The sequence below is a fragment of the Pikeienuella piscinae genome (assembly GCF_011044155.1).
GTDB lineage: Bacteria > Pseudomonadota > Alphaproteobacteria > Rhodobacterales > Rhodobacteraceae > Pikeienuella > Pikeienuella piscinae.
Window position 1 is genome coordinate 1,136,863 of record NZ_CP049056.1, and the last position, 17,515, is coordinate 1,154,377.

Genomic DNA, 17,515 nt, shown 5'->3' on the forward strand with positions numbered 1-17,515 from the left:
ATGCGGCCGGGGCGCGAGCTTTGGCGCCAGCGCCGGTCAAAATTCCCAGTGGACCGGCTTCGCTCCTCTGAACGATGAGCGAAAATGGATGATCTCGTTCAGGAACAGCGTCCCGAGATAGATCGTCTGGAGATCCTCGCCGCCGAAGGCGAGACTGGCGAGATTGCCGAGGCGGCGCTTGCCGCCGCTGTCGATCAGCGGCCGGGCGCAGGCGCCGGCGTCGAACTGCGCCGCGACATCCGCCAGAACCTCCGGATCGGCGTCCTCGATGAAGGTCGTCTGCGTTCCATCCGGCGCAGTGCGGATCAACCGATTGCTCGCGACGCTGACGATCCAGACGCCGCCCGCGTCATCGAAGGCCAAACCATCGGGAAATGTCGTCGGGCCGTAGGCGGCGACCAGCTCCTTCGCGCCCAGCGCGCCGTCGGCGAGGATCGGAAAGCGGCTCGTCCGCTGCGCCATGGTCTCGTTGACGTATAGCCATTCGCCGGTGGGATCGACGATCGCCTCATTGGTGAAGCCAAGACCCTCGGCGACGATCCGCGCGCCGCCGCCCTCGATCAGAACGATGAATCCGTCGGCGTGGCCTTTGAACATCGATCGCTCGCGCGGGTTCAACCATGTGCTGACGGTCACCCAGATCCGGCCACGGCGATCGAGCCCCACGAAATTCGTCGGAGGCAGCGGTTTGCCATCTATCTCGACTAGGCGCGGGGTCAGCGTCCCGTCCTGCGCCAGATGATAGACGCCGCCGGTCGGCCCGAGATTCGCGATCAGAAAGCTTCTGTCGTCCAGCAGCGCGATTCCGTTGGGCAGGAACCCCTCCGGCGCTTTGCGGGCCTTAACCAGGATTTCCCGGCCGTCCGGGTTGACGATGCTGACGCCGCCCCTGCTGTCCGAGACGAAAAGATCGCCCGAACGCGTCGCCAGCACGCATTCGGGGCGCGACAGGGAGCTTCCGAGAAAGCTCAGGGCGTCCAACGCGACGGCGGTCATTGGTGTCTCCTCCCGATAGGCCTCTGTTGTTTCAGCGACAATCGACGCGCCGAAGCCATTGCAATCCGTGAACTGTTCTCTCGCCAGGGAGGTTTGCTATCAGCAGCCCATTCGATATGAGAAGCCTTGTTTCGGAACACTGGCGTTCTTGATTGGCGATACCAGAGGAGCGAAAGGTGCCCCCAAAATGCGGTTCGATCTGACCACGCTCCGGATTCTTATCGCTGTCTACAACCTTGAAAGCCTGACCAAAGCCGCTGATCAGGAGCATATCGCGCCATCCGCGGTCAGTAAGCGCATCAACGATCTCGAGGCGGAGTTGGGCGTCCAGCTCTTCTACCGGCATCCGCGCGGCGTCAGCGCGACGCCCGCGGGGGAGGTGATGGTGGTTCACACGCGGCGGATCTTTGACATCCTGAACGACATGACCGCCGATCTCAGCCTCTACAAAGAAGGCCAGAGCGGGCAGGTCCGCATCAGCGCCCACAGTTCGGCGGTGCATCAATATCTTCCCGCCGACATCGTCAGCTTCAATCGCGCCTATCCCGATGTGCGCGTCGTTCTCAGCGAAGAGACCAGCGTCGAAGTTCTCCAGTCGCTTCTTGACGGCGTATCGGACATTGGGGTCATCGCAGCCCATGTGGCGTTGCCGGACTGCGTTTCAGCGTTCAGGTATCGCGTCGATCAGCTGGTGGCGTTGCTGCCGCCCGAAGACCCTCTCGCCGCTCGCGACTCGATCGACTTTTTCGAGCTGCGCGACCATTCGATGATCGGTCTCGAATTTGGGAGTTCGCTTCAGGCCCTTCTGATGGAGGCCGCCCAATCGCTCGGGTTCCAGCTCAAGAACAGCATCAAGGTGGTGACTTTCGGCTCCGCGGTCAGCATGGCCGCGGCGGGGCTGGGCGTCACGATCGTGCCGGTGAACGTCGCCAGGTCGTTCAAATCCGCCGAACGCCTGGTCGGCGTTCCGCTGCGCGACGCCTGGGCCCGGCGGGAGCTGGCGGTTTGCGCGCGTACGGCGCAAAAGACCACCGCATGCGTTCGCCTGATGCTCGAACATCTGTCGCGGAGCGCCGAGGCGTATCCAAACGCGAACCCTGCCGTTCCGAACGAATAATGGTTCCGCGCCTGCGACTGGCTTACTCCCCAGCCTGGAGACAAAGCTGAAAGGGAGCGAGCGCCATGCCGGAAGTAGAGATCGTCGAAGTTGGTCCGCGTGACGGATTGCAGAACATCGCGACCTTCGTCCCGACCGAAACCAAGGTCGAGTTCATCCGGCGGCTCATCGACGCCGGCTTCAAGAGGATGGAGCTCGGCTCCTTCGTCAGCCCGAGCGCGATCCCGCAGATGCGCGACATGGAGGAGGTCATCGCGGCTCTGGGCCCCTTGCCCGACGATGTTCGGGGCATGGTGCTGACCCCCAATCTGAAAGGGTTTCAGCGCGCCGTCGCGGCCGGCCTCGAAAATCCGATCTTCGTCCTCTCGATGTCGGAATCGCACAATCAGAGCAATGTGCGCCGCTCTGTCGACGCTTCGATCAAGGATCTGGCGGCGACGCTCGAGACGATGGACCCGGATCGAAAGCTGAATGTGAGGGTGGGCCTCGCCACGTGCTTTCACTGCCCGTTCGAAGGCGTGATGGAGGAATCGGTCATTCTCAAGACGATCGAGCGCATCGTGTCCTTGCGCAGCGGCATGGACTACACGATCAGCGACACGACCGGCATGGCGACGCCCGCGCATGTCCGGAGCCTCGCTGAGAAATGCATCGCGGCGTTCGGCGACGACGCGAGCTTCGGATTTCATGGCCATGACACGGCGGGGTTCGGCGTCGCCAATATCCTGGCGGCGCGCGAGGCCGGCGTCACCTCCTTCGACACGGCGGCGGCGGGCCTCGGCGGCTGCCCGTTCGCGCCGGGCGCGACCGGCAACATTCCAAGCGAGGATATCGTCTATCTCTTCGAGCGTCTCGGCGTCTCGACCGGCATCGACCTTGAAAAGCTTCTCGCCGCCGGCGTGATGATCACCGACGCCTCCGGCGCGAAGATCGCGAGCCATACGCAGGCGATCCCGCGCGCGCGCCTCTTCGCGGACCTGAATGGAACGCCGCCGCGCGACGCGCAGGCGAACTGATACGACGAGCCGCTCGCGGCGGCGACGCCGCGAGCAAACGCGCCTGGGCGGCAAGGACACCCTTACAGGCGTGATTGGGCGCCCCGATCCCGGCGCGCAAGGCGAGCGCCGCTCCGACTGGCTCAGGCGACGAACTGGGTGGTTCTGGGAACCCCGAGCTTCATTCAGCGCTGCGCTGGGTCGCGCCCAATCATTGCAACGTCGTCATTTGCACCGCCAGTCGGCTTGCCGCCAGCGCAATGCAAAAAAGAGACCCCGGGCGCCGCCGGCGTTCACCAGCACCTTGATCGGTTCCACTCGGCGCGAACAGGCTCTTGGAGCGCCAGGTAAGCCCGGCGTCGGGAAACGAGCTGTCGTCCGTCGTCCTGACCTCATCCTGTTCAGGAAGCGGACCGGCCCCGCGTCGGGGCGACACAGATTCCATGCCGACGCTGGTATGGAGCTAAGGTATTTTTGGGCTCGCGCTGCGGAACTCCGACCCGGTGAGGATCGGATAGAAGTGATGGAGACGGACAAGGAATTCTTCATTAGCTACGTGTTGGCCGGGTGGTATCGGGGTTGATTGGATCGCCTACCAGCTTGAGGCCTCAGCGCGCCCCGCGCGACGGCAGGCATGGATTATCGCCCCGGCGACTATTTCGTAGCAAACATGCAGAAGGGACTGGCGCGGACGCGGCGGACCATCGCAGTCATGTCTGGCGCGCGCCTTTCGGGTTGAGCGCATCAGGTGACCGGTTCTGACCAGGCCGGAGCGTTTCTCTCCACAAAGTGAATGAGGCTCTGCGGCTGGGCGAGTATCCCCGAGACGGCGGACGCCGAAGCGGCATTCGAAATCGAGGTGCTGAAGCGCTGCTGCGACGACCAGGTTCAGATATCCCTTTGGCTACCCACGACGATAATTGGGGGACTCGCGGGTGATTTGCACGTCGTGCACATGGCTTTCCGAAAGGCCGGCGTTGGTGATGCGCACGAAGCGGCAGCCGGTGCGCATCTCCTCGATAGTGCGCGATCCGGTGTAGCCCATCGCCGCGCGCAAGCCGCCGATCATCTGGTGCAACACCGCGCCCGCCGGGCCCTTGTAAGGCACCTGCCCCTCGATCCCCTCGGGGACGAGCTTGTGCGTCTCCGCCATCTGCTCCTGAAAATACCGGTCGGCCGAGCCGCGCGCCATTGCACCGACCGAGCCCATGCCGCGATAGGATTTGTAGCTTCGGCCTTGATAGAGAAAAACCTCGCCCGGCGCTTCGTCCGTCCCGGCCAGCATCGAGCCGACCATGGCGCAGTTGGCGCCCGCCGCGATCGCCTTCGCCAGATCGCCGGAGAACTTGATGCCGCCATCGGCGATGATCGTCGCGCCCGAAGCCGCCGCCGCTTCGGCGCAGTCGGAAATCGCCGTGAGCTGCGGCACGCCGACGCCCGCGACCATCCGCGTCGTACAGATCGAACCAGGGCCGATCCCAACCTTGACCGCATCCGCCCCGGCGTCGATCAGCGCCCGTGTCGCTTCCGCCGTCGCGACATTCCCGGCGACGACCTGCACCGTGTTGGAGAGCCGCTTGACCCGCTCGACCGCCGCCGCGACCGCCGCCGAATGGCCATGCGCCGTATCGATGACCAGCAAATCGACCTCGGCGTCGATCAGCGCTTCGGAGCGTGCGAACCCCTTGTCCCCGACCGTGGTCGCCGCCGCGACGCGCAGGCGGCCGAGTTCGTCCTTGGAGGCGCGCGGATTGAGCACCGCCTTCTCCATATCCTTCAGCGTCAGGAGCCCGACGCAGCGCCCCTCGTCATCGACGACCAGGAGCTTCTCGATGCGCCGCTGCATCATCTTCCGGCGAGCAATGTCGCGATCGTCGCCCTCGCGGACGGTGGCGAGATTCTCATGCGTCATCAGCGCGCTGACCGGCGTCGCATCGGTCTCCGCGAAGCGCATGTCGCGGTTGGTGAGAATGCCGACCAACCTGCCGCCCTCGCCCACCACCGGAAAGCCGGTGATCTTGTAGCGCGCCTGCAGCGCCTTCGCGTCCGCGAGCGTCTGGTCCGCCGTCAGCGTGATCGGTTTGTAAACGACGCCGCTCTCGAAACGCTTCACTCGCCGGACCTCGTCAGCCTGCACGTCGACATCGAGGTTGCGATGAACGACGCCGATTCCACCGGCCTGCGCCATGGTGATCGCCATGTCGCTCTCGGTCACGGTGTCCATCGCGGAGGAGAGCAGCGGGATGTCGAGCCGGATCGACTGAGTCACCCGCGTCGAGACGTCCGCCTCCGCCGGCAGCACTTCCGAAGCGCCCGGAACCAGAAGAACATCATCGAAAGTGAGCGCCTCGCGAATCTCCATGGGAGAGTCTCCTTTAAGGGTCCGGATGGCGCGGTCTTATTTCACCGGAAGCGGCGAAAGGAAAGGGCGGCTCTACTCGTCCGGCTCCAACGCCTTCAGCGGCGCGACCGCGGGGCGCCAGTCCGCCTTCGAAACGCCGGGCGCCGGGCGGCCCCAGGTGTTGCCGCGCCGGTCATCCGCGCCGGTGAAGTGTCGCACGAGCAGTCGATGAAGCATGTTCATGTTCGGCAAAATTCCATGAAAACCCGCGAGCCGCGCCACCGCCCGGTCCTGCAATTCCCAGATTCCGAAATCATCCGGCGACACGCAGACGAGATTCTCGAGCCTCAGAAAACCCGGCTGGGCGCCTTCGAAATGCACCGTGCCGTCACCGGTTTTCGTTCGATCCCGAGTCTCATCGGCCCAGTCATCGACAAGGTCGTCGGAGGTCAGACGGAATACCGGACGCCCGCGATCGGACTCGATCGTCATTCGGACACGCGTCTTCGCGCCGACTCCGACGACGCAGAGCCAGCGGTCCGCGGATAGGCCCTGCTTCTGAAGATCGAGCTTCGCGATCCGCTTTCGATGCCGTTCCGCCTCTTTCAGCATGAGGGGGAGCAGTTTCTTGCCTGTCGCCGTCCGCTCCTTCTTCGTCCGGCCCAGCGCGAACCGCTCGGCATAAGCGACGACCGAATCCTCTATCGAAGGCTGGATCAGGTCGGGATCGAAGGTGGAGCGTGGAAATCCGTCCTCCGGATCAGTGCGCACGCCGGTTTCGAAGTCCGGAAAGAGATGATAGATCGACGGCGTGACGCGCGCCGCCTCGCGCTCGCGCGAACTTGGCGCCCGAACGCCAAGATTGGCGGTGCCGGTGGCGATCTTCACCATCGACTCGAAGGAGCCGCGGAATGGGCTCGCCAGCGACGCCACCCGGTCGAGCTTCGCCGCGCCATACCGTTCCAGGTAACCGGCGATCACCAATCCCCCCATCGAATGCCCGACAAGATTGACCTTCGGCGCCTCGGCGTAGCCCGCTTCGTCATAGTGGCGGAGTAGCTTGGTGCGCCCGATCACGTCGTCGATGAACGCCGCCAGCCGCTCCTCGGTCATGGCGAGCGGATGCCGCCAATCGTAGGCGAAGGGATAGACCGGGGTCGGCTCATCCGGCGAGGAGGAGAGGTTGAAGCGGAGCTCCTCGATCAGTTCGGAATAGGCGATTTCGTAGATCTGGTCAGCCCGCACATCCGCCGGCTGCGCCGCTTCGTAGCGAAGGTCGGACGGGTGCATCTGCGCCCGCTCGAACCGCTTTGTCGGGTCGAGAACGCCCCAGATCGTTTCCGGCGGCAGAGGGTAATGGTCGCGAAGATAGGTCGCTGTGACGCCGGGAACGACAATGACCGGAGAGGGAGGTTGACGGCTCATCGAAACTCGCCCCTGTCTGCTTGGCGCAGAAGTTACGCGCGAACGCCCGAGTTGTCGAGAAATCGTCTCGCCTCACATCGCCGCACCGCATGAAGTTCGCCCGATGAAAGGCGAGCCACCCGCCGGTGAAAGCCCTCTCGCCGCCATTCTCTGCGCAGACGCGGCGGCGTTCAGCGTCTTCGCCGGGCGCGGCGAAGCGGCGGCGGTCCGCGCGCTGAAGGGCCATATCGGCGCGATTGAGCCCGTCATCGGCCTCCATTCCGGCCGGGTCGTGAAAGGCGCGGGCGACGGTTTTCTCGCCGAGTTCGGATCGGTGGTGGAGGCGGTCTCCTGCGCCGACGCCATTCAGACGATGATGGCGGCCCGACACCACCGTCTAACGCACAGCCCGAAGCAAGCACGTCGTCGCGGCGCACCGAGAGAGAGATAGATGCGTCAGGAAGCGCAAGCGCGGGCCGGGCCGGGGGGGGCCGGTCCCGCCCGCTCCCTGCAGAACGAAGGGGCGGCGATAGCGCCGCCCCATCTCTCTTCAGGCCAGCGGTGGCGGGGTCACCAGTAATACGGCGCGCCGAAATGGGTGTGGACCCGTTCCTCCCAGCGGCGGTCGCGGTCCCAGCCGTCGTCGCGCGCGGGCGCGCTCTGGAACTGATCCTTTGTGACATTCACGCGGTAGCCGCCCTTTTCGACATCGTAGGACATCGAGCCCCAGGGGAGCGGATAATGGTCCTCGCCGAGCCCCATGAAGCCGCCGAAGCCGATTACGGCGTAGGCGACCATTCCGCTTTTCTTGTCGATCATCAGGTGGTCGATCTCGCCGACATGCTCGCCGTCCGGCCCGTAACAGGCGGCGCCGTGCACATCGGTCGAGGAAATCAACGGATGCGGTGTCGTGGTCATCATATCCTCCTTCATCACGCGGCGCTCGGGCCGTCGATGATTAAACGCCCGAAAACCCCGAGCGTTCCGAGGAACGCCGGTGGCGCACGCTCAGGCGACAAGGGAGAGTCCGGTCGCCGCAGCCGAGCCTATCACGATGAGGGCGAGAAGGGCGAAAAGACCGTCGCGCGCCAGCGCCGATACAGCGAGGACCGCGACCGCGAAGCCAAGGATCGACGAGGTGAATGGCACCAGTTCGAGAAACGGCATCGCCAGGCCGCAGAGTAGGCAGACGACGGACGGCAGCGCGGAGAACGGCGGCTCCACCAGCGCGGCCAGCCGACGCCTGGTCACCCGGTCGAGAAACCGCGCCGGCCGGTGGGCGAAGCCCAGAGCCTTGCGCAGACGATCGCTGGGGATGCGCCGCCGCCGGAGCCAGCCTGGGAGCCAGAGATGCCCTCGCGCCGCGACCATCTGCGCCGCGACCACCGCGATCATCAGACCGCAGAGCGAGGAAAAACCGGGGACGCCGCTGAGCGGCGAGACGACGGCGGCCGCGGGCAGGAAGAGGAGCGGCGCGAACGACGCGCCGCCGAGATTCGTCACGATCTCGTCAACCGAAACCGAGCCGCCGTTGATGAGCGAACGCACATCGTTCAGGATCTGCTCAACCGAAGCGTCTGGCGGCGTCCCGTCCTTCACGTTGGCCTCCCTGACTCCCGGCATTAGCGCGCGCCGTCATGCGGCGAAGATTTGGTCTCGATGACCTCTTTCTCCACGACCTTCAGAAGCCGCATGATGATCATCGCGACGATGGTCGCGACAACCGCCATCGGCCAAAGGCCGAGACCGGCGCACAAACCGGTCGCCGCCGCCAGCCAGAGAGAGGCGCCCGTTGTCAGGCCCCTCACCTCGCCCTTCGAGAAGACGATCAATCCGGCGGCGAGGAAGGCGACGCCGGCGGTCACCGCCTCCACCATGCGAATGGGGTCGACCCGCACCGTTCCGGGGTAGTCGCGGCTGATCAGGTCGAGCGTGATCAGGCAGTAGAGCGCCGAGGCGAGGCTTACGAGCATGTGCGTCCGGAGGCCTGCGTGTTTCCCGCTCGCCTCTCGCTCGAAGCCGATGATCGCAGTGAGGACGACCGCTCCGATCAGGCGCAGGAAAAGCACGCTCCACGGCAGGCTCGGCGTGAACTCCAGCTCGGCGATCAACGCCTCCATCGCTCAGCTCTTCCGGCACGGCGCAGCGTCCGCTATCCGGCCGAGAAAGCGCGGCAGGCCGGCCCGGCGCAGCGGTGTGACGACGCCGCCGTTGACGATCGTCTCCCGCGCCAGCCTCCGCGCCGCCGAACGATCCTCGGCGATCGACTGTCCTGCGCCGCGGTCACGCGCCCGCTCCGGCGAAATCGTGTTCATGGCCGCCCTTTCCGTCACTGCTTCCGGCTTCTCCGCCGTTCGCGGCGCAACCGGATATTCGGGCTTAAACGCGGCGGCGCGCCGCAGGTTCCCGCGCGGCGCGGAAAGCGCCTGTCGGTCAGATTGGCGGGGGCGCTGATTTTTCTTCGCTCAGAAGCACATTGGACTCCACCTCGCCGATCCCCGGCAGTGTCATGATCCGCCGCCGGAGAATACGCTCGAAATCGGTGAGGTCGCGCGCGACCACTCTGAAGCGATAATCGTAGACGCCAAGCACATGCTGGATGAGTTGCAGCTCCGGGATCGCCGTCGCCGCGCGCTCGAACTCCTCCACCCGGCTCCGGCCCTTGGCCGCCAGTTTCACCCCCATGAACACGGTGACGCCGTAACCGAGCTTCTCCCGGCTAAGCGCCACCCGGCGGCGGCGGATCACGCCCTCGGCCTCCAGCCGCCGGATGCGCCGCCATGCTGCCGGTTGCGAAAGCCCGGCCTCGGCGCCAGCCTCTTTCGCCGAGAGCGAACCATCCCTAAGCAGCGCCCGCAAGAGCGCCAGATCGGCGGAATCGGGCGGCGCGGTCAGATCGGCAGCCATTCGTCATCCTTGAGCTCGGAAACCAGCAGGAGCGCGTCGATATCCGCGACATGCGGAAGATCGAGGATGCGATTGCGGAGAATCTCCTGGTAATGCGCAAGATCGCGCGCGACCACATCCATGCGGATGTCGACCCGGCCGAGCAGAGTCTGAATCACCACGATCTCCGGCACCTCACGGGCGGCGGCGATGAACTCCTGAAACGCGCCGGCCTGTGTCTTGTCGAGACGGACGCGAAGAAAGACCTGAACCTCGTAGCCAAGTTTTCTGAGGTCGATTTCGACCACCCTGCCCTCGATCACCCCCGCCGCCTCCATCCGTTCAACCCGCCGCCAGCAGGGCGACGGCGAAAGCCCGGCCTTCTCCGCCAGCGCGGCGGTCGAAAGGCCGGGTTCGTCTTGAAGCGCGCGAAGGATGCGCCTGTCGGTATCGTCGAGCGTGTGCATGACTATTCCGATATCATTCTGTTATTCGAATGACTATGCCCCAAATTGGGAAAAACCGGAAAAGAAAGACAGGCATTCACAGGCGTCGGCCCTATGCTCCTCGGCATCGACAACCGGAACAAGGGGATGCGGAAATGCGCGTCTATTACGATCGCGACTGCGACATCAATCTGATCAAGGACCGCAATGTGGCGGTCGTCGGCTATGGCTCCCAGGGTCACGCCCACGCGCTGAACATGCGCGATTCCGGCGTGAAGAACGTCGCCGCCGCACTGCGTGACGGCTCTCCCTCCGCCGAGAAGGCCAAGGCCGAAGGACTGATGGTCATGGGCATCGCCGAGGCGGCGAAATGGGCCGACGTGATCATGATGAGCATGCCGGACGAGTTGCAGGCCGACACCTATTACAAATACATTCACGACAACATGAAGCCGGGCGCGGCCATCGCCTTCGCGCACGGCCTGAACGTCCACTTCAACCTGATCGAGGCGCGCCCCGACATCGACGTCATCATGATGGCGCCCAAGGGCCCGGGCCACACCGTGCGCAGCGAGTTCGTGAAGGGCGGCGGCGTCCCTTGTCTCGTCGCGGTCGACCAGAACCCCTCCGGCAAAGCGCTGGAGATCGGCCTTTCCTATTGCGCCGCCATCGGCGGCGGCCGTTCCGGCATCATCGAGACCGACTTCAAGGAAGAGTGCGAAACCGACCTCTTCGGCGAGCAGGCGGTGCTCTGCGGCGGCCTGGTCGAGTTGATCCGCATGGGCTTCGAGACGCTGGTCGAGGCCGGCTACGCGCCAGAGATGGCCTATTTCGAGTGCCTCCACGAAGTGAAGCTGATCGTCGACCTGATTTACGAGGGCGGCATCGCCAACATGAACTACTCGATCTCCAACACCGCGGAGTTCGGCGAGTATCATTCCGGCCCGCAGATCCTGCCGCGCGACGAGACCAAAGCGCGGATGAAGAAGGTGCTGAAGGACATTCAGGACGGCCGCTTCACCTCCGAATGGATGCGCGAGTACAAGGCCGGCCTGCCGATGTTCAAGGCCATCCGGCGCAACAACGACGCGCACCAGATCGAAGAAGTGGGCGAAAAGCTCCGCGCCATGATGCCCTGGATCGCCGCCGGCAAGCTGGTCGACAAGGCGAAGAACTGATCGCGAGACGCGGACGGGCCGTCGCCAGAGCGGCGGCCCGTCTCTAACGGCTTCGCGTCCCGCCGCGGGTCTCCGCCATCTCACGCATACAATCGTCGGGCGGGCTAATGGAGAAGCAGGACATGGCGCGAAAATTCATCGACATATCGGTTCCGCTCGAAGCCGGGATCGCCTCCGATCCGCCCCAGATGCTGCCGGAGATCGAGTATTTCGATCACCGGATGACGGCGCCGCAGATGGCGGCCTATTTCCCCGGCCTGACGGCGGCGGACCTTCCCGGCGGCGACGGCTGGGCGGTGGAGAAGCTGACACTTTCCAGCCATAACGGCACCCATCTCGACGCGCCCTACCATCATCATTCGACAATGAACGATGGCGAACGGGCGATCACCATCGACGAGGTTCCGCTCGAATGGTGCCTCAACCCCGGCGTGAAGCTGGATTTCCGGCATCTGCCGGATGGCCATCTGGTCAGCATAGCGGAGCTTGAAGCCGAGCTTGAGCGCATCGGCCACGAGTTGCGCCCTCTCGACATCGTCGTCGTCAACACAGCCGCCGGCGCCCGCTACGGAGAACCGGATTACATCCATCGCGGCTGCGGGATGGGGCGCGAGGCGACGCTCTGGCTGCTGGAGCGCGGCGTCAGGGTCACCGGGACCGACGCCTGGTCGTGGGACGCGCCGTTCTCGATCACGGCGGAACGCTGGGCGGAGACGCGGGATCCCGCGATCATCTGGGAGGGACATCGCGCGTCCATCGAGATCGGCTATTGCCACATGGAGAAACTCTCCAATCTCGAAACGCTGCCCGCGACCGGGTTCGAGATCAGCTGCTTTCCGGTGAAGCTCAGGAACGGCTCCGCCGGTTTCACCCGCGCTGTCGCCATCGTCGGGGAGTGAGCGCCGCAAATCCCGCCTGCGCGGCGGCGGCGGGGCGCGCGGGATTCCTTGACATGCGCGCGCCGGCGGGGGAGCAAGCGGCCATGCAGGACGTCTACACATTGCTGGTCGAAGCGGGGCGCGGCCCCGATGACGGTCTGCCCGAAGGCGCGACCGGCGCCGCCCTTGTCTGCTACGCCTCCGGGCGGGACGAGGCCGAAGCGGTTCGCGAGACGGTCGCGATCCTGAAACAGGCGGCGCTCTCGGTTCTCGACGTCGCCGGCTACGGCACGCTGGAGGAGCGCGAGGCGGAGGGCCATGAGATCGGCCTTGAGGACCGCGCGCTGATGGCGCGGGCGCTTGAAGAGAACGCGGTGATCGTCGCCGAACTGACGCCGCTTTTCGGAGAATAGTTAATGCGCCCCCATGTTTTTGTCGATCTCGACGGCACGCTCACCGATAGCGCGCCGGGTATCTTCGCAGCCATTCTCCACGCACTGGAGACGCTGGGCGCGCCCCGGCCCGACGAGACGGCGCTGCGCGCCTGCATCGGCCCCTCGCTGCATGAGAGCTTTCCGCGCCTCGGCGTGCCGGAGGCTGATGTCCCGCGGGCCATGGCCCTCTACCGCGAGCACTACATGGACGGCGGCGTCTATGACGCGAAGGTCTATGACGGCGCGCGGGAGATGCTGGCGCGACTGAAGGAGATGGGCTTCCGGCTCGCCCTCGCCACCGCCAAACCGATCGCCTACGCGCCCTTGATCACCAGGCATTTCGGCTTGACGCCGTATTTCGACGCCGAGTTCGGCTCGGATCTGGACGGCCGGTTCACCGACAAGCGCGACCTTCTGAAGCGCTGCGTCGCGGAAACCGGCGCCGATCCGGCGCGAAGCTTCATGCTTGGGGATCGGAGGCACGACGCGGTTGGCGCGCTCGCCAACGGCATCACGCCCCTCGGCGCGCTCTGGGGCTTCGGCGGGCGGGAGGAGCTCACGGCCGCCGGCGTCGCCGCCCTCGCCGGCGCGCCCGCCGAGGTGGCCGACATGGTGGAGGACCTGCGATGATCGACCCTGTGGAATTGACCGCGGAGCTGATCCGCTGTCCCTCGATAACGCCCGAGGAGGGCGGCGCCATCCAGCTGCTGGAGACGCGGCTCAAGGCTCTCGGCTTCGCCGCCAGCCGGTGCGACCGGGAGGGGATCGCCAATCTCCACGCCCGGATCGGCGAAGGTGCGCCGGTTTTCGGCTTCGCCGGGCACACCGATGTCGTCCCGCCCGGCGACCCGGCGGACTGGACCCGCCCCCCGTTTTCCGGCGAGATCGCCGGGGGCGAGCTCTGGGGACGCGGCGCAGTTGACATGAAATCCGGCGTCGCCGCCTTTGTCGCCGCCGTCGCCGCATGGCGCGAGGCGGGCGGAGAGGGAAGCGTGGCGCTCCTCATCACCGGCGACGAGGAAGGTTCGTCGACCGACGGGACGCCGGCGATCCTCGACTGGATGGCGGCCAACGGAGAGGGACTCGACCATTGCCTCGTCGGCGAGCCAACCTGCCCGGAGCGGCTGGGCGAGATGATCAAGATCGGCCGGCGCGGCTCGATGACCGCCAATTTCATCGCGACCGGCCGGCAGGGCCACACCGCGTATCCGCACCGCGCCGCCAATCCGCTGCCGCCGCTGGTGCGGCTTCTCGACCGGCTGGCGAGCCGCGAACTGGATCAGGGCACAGAGCATTTCGACCCCTCGACGCTTGCGCTCACCACGATCGACACCGGCAATCCGGCGAGCAACGTGATCCCCGAGCGCGCCCGCGCGACCTGCAATATCCGCTTCAACGACGCGCATACGTCGAAAAAGTTGGCGATGTGGATGCTGGAGGAGGCCGCCGCCGCGAGCGCCGGGACAGGCGTGCGGATCGAGTCATCGTTTCGCGCCTCAGGCGAGAGCTTCATCACCGAGCCCGGCCGCCTCTCCGACGTGATCGCCGCGGCGGCGGAGGCGGAGACCGGGCTCACGCCGACGCTTTCGACCACCGGCGGCACCTCGGACGCGCGCTTTATCAAGGCGATCTGTCCGGTCGCGGAATTCGGCCTTGTCGGCCGGACCATGCACCAGGTCGACGAGCGCGCGCCGGTCGAGGAGATCCGCGCGCTGGCCCGGATTTATCAGGGCGTGCTGGAGCGGTATTTCGATGGCGGCTGAATCACGGGCGCGGCTGATCTGCGTGATGGGCGTCGCCGGTTGCGGCAAGTCCACGATCGGCGCGGCGCTTGCCGAAGCGCTTGGCGCGGCCTTCGTGGAGGCGGACGCCTATCATCCAGCCACGAATATCGCGAAGATGACCGCGGGAACGCCACTGACCGATGAGGACAGGCTGCCCTGGCTCGACGCGCTCGGCGCCGCCGCGCCGCGCGAAGGGACGGCGGTGATCGCCTGCTCGGCGCTCCGCCGCCTCTATCGCGAGCGGTTGACGAAGGCCGCCGGGGCGCCGGTGTTCTTCATCCATCTCGCTGGCGAGAAATCGGAGATCGCCGGACGGATGGCGACGCGGGGCGGGCATTTCATGCCGACCACCCTCCTCGATAGCCAGTTCGCCGCGCTGGAGCCGCCCGCCCCGGACGAGCCGCATCTCGCGCTCGACATCTCCGAGCCGCCCGATACCCTGATCGCCATCGCCCTGAAGGAGCTCTCATGTCTGACATTCTGATGATCGGTCCAATGCACCCCGTCTGCATGGAGGAGATCGCCAAACTCGGAACCGTCCACCGTCTCTGGGAGGCGAAGGACAAGGAAGCGATGCTGGACGAGATCGGTCCGAAGATCGAAATCGTCGCGACCGACGGCCATCACGGCTGCAGGCCGGATCTGATGAAGCGCCTGCCGAATCTGAAGCTGATCTCCTCCTATGGCGTCGGCTACGACAATATCGACGTGCCCGCAGCCAACGCGCATGGCGCGCGGGTGTCGAACACGCCGGACGTGTTGAACGACGCGATGGCGGAGATCACCGTCGGTCTGATGGTCGCCCTCGCCCGCCGCATACCGGAGGCGGACGCCTACACCCGCGCCGGCGACTGGGCCGGCAAAGGGAATTTCCCCCTGACGGCGGAGCTGACCGGAGCGACGGCCGGCATCCTCGGGCTCGGCCGGATCGGCAAGGAGATCGCGCGTCGGCTTGTGCCGATGAAGATGCAGGTCGTCTATCACGGGCGGCGTGAGCAGAAAGATCAGCCCTATCGCTATTTCCCTTCTCTGATCGAAATGGCGAAGGCGGCCGACTGGCTCGTCGTCATCACTCCCGGCACCTCAGAGACGACGAAACTGGTGGACGCGGAGGTTCTGAAGGCGCTGGGGCCCGAAGGCGCGCTGGTCAATGTCGCGCGCGGCGCGGTCGTGGACGAGGCGGCGCTGGTCGAGGCGCTGAAGTCCGGAACGCTCGGCGGCGCAGCGCTCGACGTTTTCGAGGAAGAGCCCCGCCCGCATCCCGAACTTCTGACCATGCCAAGAACCATCCTCTCGCCGCACCAGGGCAGCGCGACCCGGCGGACCCGGCAAGCGATGGGTCAACTCGTGGTCGACAACATCAAGGCGCATCTGAAGGGCGCGCCACTTCTCACCGAAGTGAAAGAGTGAGCCGCAGCGACGGCGCGCGAAGATGAGGGAGGGGTGAGAGACCGGCGACGACCCGAGCAAAACTCGTTGCGGCTGCTTCCTTCCGGACCTGACCGGGTTGGCGAGAGGCCCGCCCGCGCCGATCTCTCACGCGGAGATATATGCCTTGAAGCCCAATAGGGCAATATCGCACGCACGCATCCGTCGCCGAGACGCCCAATATGACGGGTCGCGCCGAAATCCGGGATTTTCGCCTTGCAGTCACGGACTCGCCCGTGATTTAAGCGCCAGCGGAGACGTGGCCGAGTGGTCGAAGGCGCTCCCCTGCTAAGGGAGTAGGGCTCAAAAGGCCCTCGAGGGTTCGAATCCCTTCGTCTCCGCCACCGACCTATCATAACTTATTGATATTATTATGTTTTTAGAATTTGCCCCGCGCACTTTCCCCCAATACTTCCCCCAATAAAATATGGAACGCTGCGGAAAATCAGGACGGGGCGTCCAGTCATTGATGATGCGAGGCTCGCGCGCGGAACGGTCAATGGGATAAAATGCGGCCTTCACCGCAGAACGCGGAACTTCTCCGCACCGGGCATCCATCGCGTCTCAGTCCTGGCCGCCTTCGCACCGCATCGTCTGCACTTGAGCCGCGCCTTCTCAGAATCGGATATGTCACTCCACGCTCGAACGGACGCCGGAAATTCGTCCACCCACATGCAACCTACATGGCCGCAGCGCGTGCAAGTGATATGAAGCTGCCATGCGCCGGAGATTAGTGCCATGGCGAGAACATCGCGCGAACATTTGGTGAGTCGCAAGCGGGACGCATCACCCATTCACTGAGCCGGAGGCGACTATGTGCAATCTGTTCGGGCAGGAAACGGCGAAAGAGGCGATGCGCCGGGTTTTCCCGTCTCGCCGCTGGGTGGATGAAACCGGCAATCTTGGCCCGTCCCAAATCTACCCGGACCGAATGGCGGCTATCGTGCGGCCGGATGGGGATGGCATGGCGTTGGCGATGGCGCGCTGGGGCCTTCCTTCGCCGCCGAAGTTCCAAAGCAAGAGCGGCATAGATCGGGGCGTCACGAATGTTCGCAACACGGCCTCCCCTCACTGGCGGCGATGGCTGGGGCCGGAGCATCGTTGCCTGGTTCCGCTCGACAAGTTCGCAGAGCCGATTAAGGGCGGGAACGCCTGGTTCACGCTGAAGTCAGGCGGGCCAGCGTTCTTCGCCGGGATTCAGGTGCGGGGCTGGGCGAGCATCAGGAAGCTGAAAGACGGCGAAACCACGGATGACCTGTTCGCTTTCCTCACCTGTGAGCCTAACCGTGAAGTCGGAAAGGTCCATCCCAAGGCGATGCCGGTCGTTCTGACGAAGCCGGACGAATGGGAGAGTTGGCTTGCCGCGCCGTGGTCGGAAGCGGCGTCGCTTCAACGGCCGCTCCCCGATGGGTGTCTAAGCGTCGATTTAGTCAATCCACCGGACTGATACGAGGTCCGGAGGTTCTGAGCCTATTTGCCCTTATTTTATGGCACGGTCCAAACTGACCACTCAGCGCAGAAAGCCATTCTCCCAAAAAGAGAAAAGCTAGTTAACTTCTCCGACGCCTTGGCGTCAGATCGCATGATGGCCCTGCACACCAAGACACCACGCTGGGCGGAGGAGAACC

The 17,515-nt window shown here is 65.1% G+C and carries 20 protein-coding genes, 1 tRNA gene and 1 other RNA gene; 12 read left to right on the forward strand and 10 right to left on the reverse strand.

Annotated elements, in window-relative coordinates; genetic code table 11:
- Positions 1–36 precede the first annotated feature (36 nt).
- Positions 37–996 (reverse strand): SMP-30/gluconolactonase/LRE family protein, encoded by a 960-nt coding sequence (locus tag G5B40_RS05440; protein WP_165096013.1) that lies wholly within the window; start codon positions 994–996, stop codon positions 37–39.
- A gap of 187 nt (positions 997–1,183) precedes the next feature.
- On the opposite strand from G5B40_RS05440, the gene G5B40_RS05445 reads away from it, so the two are divergent.
- Together G5B40_RS05445 and G5B40_RS05450 are read left to right on the forward strand one after the other, a co-directional pair.
- Positions 1,184–2,113: a LysR family transcriptional regulator gene (locus G5B40_RS05445; protein ID WP_165096015.1), complete on the forward strand. Its 930-nt coding sequence runs from the start codon at positions 1,184–1,186 to the stop codon at positions 2,111–2,113.
- A 65-nt stretch (positions 2,114–2,178) separates the two neighbouring features.
- Entirely contained in the window at positions 2,179–3,129 is a 951-nt protein-coding gene (locus tag G5B40_RS05450) for a hydroxymethylglutaryl-CoA lyase (protein ID WP_165096017.1), read from the forward strand.
- Between the two features lie 883 nt (positions 3,130–4,012).
- Here the strand turns inward: G5B40_RS05450 and guaB are convergent.
- Positions 4,013–5,470: an IMP dehydrogenase gene (gene guaB / locus G5B40_RS05455; protein WP_165096019.1), complete on the reverse strand. Its 1,458-nt coding sequence runs from the start codon at positions 5,468–5,470 to the stop codon at positions 4,013–4,015.
- Between the two features lie 72 nt (positions 5,471–5,542).
- On the reverse strand, positions 5,543–6,874 hold the full coding sequence (locus G5B40_RS05460; RefSeq protein ID WP_165096021.1) for a lipase family alpha/beta hydrolase: 1,332 nt from the start codon (positions 6,872–6,874) through the stop codon (positions 5,543–5,545).
- Between the two features lie 103 nt (positions 6,875–6,977).
- On the opposite strand from G5B40_RS05460, the gene G5B40_RS05465 reads away from it, so the two are divergent.
- Positions 6,978–7,304, forward strand: a complete 327-nt coding sequence (locus G5B40_RS05465; RefSeq protein ID WP_165096023.1) for a nucleotidyl cyclase domain-containing protein — start codon at positions 6,978–6,980, stop codon at positions 7,302–7,304.
- A gap of 119 nt (positions 7,305–7,423) precedes the next feature.
- On the opposite strand, the gene G5B40_RS05470 is transcribed toward G5B40_RS05465, so the two are convergent.
- The 6 genes from G5B40_RS05470 to G5B40_RS05495 all read right to left on the reverse strand — a co-directional run bounded on the left by G5B40_RS05470 (position 7,424) and on the right by G5B40_RS05495 (position 10,206).
- Positions 7,424–7,771 carry a PRC-barrel domain-containing protein gene (locus tag G5B40_RS05470; RefSeq protein WP_165096025.1) on the reverse strand — a complete coding sequence of 116 codons (348 nt, stop codon included), beginning with the start codon at positions 7,769–7,771 and terminating at the stop codon, positions 7,424–7,426.
- Positions 7,772–7,861: 90 nt separating this feature from the next.
- The gene (locus tag G5B40_RS05475) at positions 7,862–8,476 is read right to left on the reverse strand and encodes an exopolysaccharide biosynthesis protein (RefSeq protein ID WP_165096028.1); all 615 of its coding nucleotides are present in this window, start codon (positions 8,474–8,476) and stop codon (positions 7,862–7,864) included.
- A complete protein-coding gene (locus tag G5B40_RS05480; RefSeq protein ID WP_165096032.1) occupies positions 8,476–8,973 on the reverse strand; it encodes an MgtC/SapB family protein in 498 nt (165 codons plus the stop codon). The genes G5B40_RS05475 and G5B40_RS05480 overlap by 1 nt, the downstream gene beginning before the upstream one ends.
- A 3-nt stretch (positions 8,974–8,976) precedes the next feature.
- Complete coding sequence (locus G5B40_RS05485) at positions 8,977–9,168, reverse strand: hypothetical protein (protein WP_165096034.1); 192 nt, start codon at positions 9,166–9,168, stop codon at positions 8,977–8,979.
- A gap of 118 nt (positions 9,169–9,286) precedes the next feature.
- Positions 9,287–9,760, reverse strand: coding sequence for an Lrp/AsnC family transcriptional regulator (locus G5B40_RS05490; RefSeq protein ID WP_165096036.1), 474 nt, complete (start codon positions 9,758–9,760; stop codon positions 9,287–9,289).
- Positions 9,745–10,206 (reverse strand): Lrp/AsnC family transcriptional regulator, encoded by a 462-nt coding sequence (locus G5B40_RS05495; RefSeq protein ID WP_165096038.1) that lies wholly within the window; start codon positions 10,204–10,206, stop codon positions 9,745–9,747. Before G5B40_RS05495 ends, G5B40_RS05490 begins: the two co-directional genes overlap by 16 nt.
- 134 nt (positions 10,207–10,340) lie before the next feature.
- Here G5B40_RS05495 and ilvC point away from each other — a divergent pair, with 134 nt between their 5' ends.
- From ilvC to G5B40_RS05530, 7 genes are all read left to right on the forward strand, one after another.
- Positions 10,341–11,363 carry a ketol-acid reductoisomerase gene (gene ilvC / locus G5B40_RS05500; protein WP_165096040.1) on the forward strand — a complete coding sequence of 341 codons (1,023 nt, stop codon included), beginning with the start codon at positions 10,341–10,343 and terminating at the stop codon, positions 11,361–11,363.
- A 122-nt stretch (positions 11,364–11,485) separates the two neighbouring features.
- A complete protein-coding gene (locus tag G5B40_RS05505) occupies positions 11,486–12,262 on the forward strand; it encodes a cyclase family protein (RefSeq protein ID WP_165096042.1) in 777 nt (258 codons plus the stop codon).
- Positions 12,263–12,345: 83 nt separating this feature from the next.
- Positions 12,346–12,654 (forward strand): hypothetical protein, encoded by a 309-nt coding sequence (locus tag G5B40_RS05510; RefSeq protein ID WP_179961600.1) that lies wholly within the window; start codon positions 12,346–12,348, stop codon positions 12,652–12,654.
- A 3-nt stretch (positions 12,655–12,657) separates the two neighbouring features.
- On the forward strand, positions 12,658–13,305 hold the full coding sequence (locus G5B40_RS05515; RefSeq protein ID WP_165096046.1) for an HAD hydrolase-like protein: 648 nt from the start codon (positions 12,658–12,660) through the stop codon (positions 13,303–13,305).
- Complete coding sequence (gene dapE, locus G5B40_RS05520; protein ID WP_165096049.1) at positions 13,302–14,438, forward strand: succinyl-diaminopimelate desuccinylase; 1,137 nt, start codon at positions 13,302–13,304, stop codon at positions 14,436–14,438. Before G5B40_RS05515 ends, dapE begins: the two co-directional genes overlap by 4 nt.
- Positions 14,428–14,943, forward strand: a complete 516-nt coding sequence (locus G5B40_RS05525; RefSeq protein ID WP_165096052.1) for a gluconokinase — start codon at positions 14,428–14,430, stop codon at positions 14,941–14,943. Before dapE ends, G5B40_RS05525 begins: the two co-directional genes overlap by 11 nt.
- Positions 14,928–15,869 carry a 2-hydroxyacid dehydrogenase gene (locus tag G5B40_RS05530; protein ID WP_165096054.1) on the forward strand — a complete coding sequence of 314 codons (942 nt, stop codon included), beginning with the start codon at positions 14,928–14,930 and terminating at the stop codon, positions 15,867–15,869. Before G5B40_RS05525 ends, G5B40_RS05530 begins: the two co-directional genes overlap by 16 nt.
- 31 nt (positions 15,870–15,900) lie before the next feature.
- On the opposite strand, the gene ffs is transcribed toward G5B40_RS05530, so the two are convergent.
- An RNA gene (gene ffs, locus G5B40_RS05535) (signal recognition particle sRNA small type) lies at positions 15,901–15,998 on the reverse strand.
- A gap of 142 nt (positions 15,999–16,140) precedes the next feature.
- Between ffs and G5B40_RS05540 the strand changes: the two genes are divergently transcribed.
- Positions 16,141–16,231, forward strand: a tRNA-Ser gene (locus tag G5B40_RS05540).
- A gap of 470 nt (positions 16,232–16,701) precedes the next feature.
- Complete coding sequence (locus G5B40_RS05545) at positions 16,702–17,334, forward strand: SOS response-associated peptidase (protein ID WP_165096056.1); 633 nt, start codon at positions 16,702–16,704, stop codon at positions 17,332–17,334.
- The last annotated feature ends 181 nt before the right edge of the window (positions 17,335–17,515 follow it).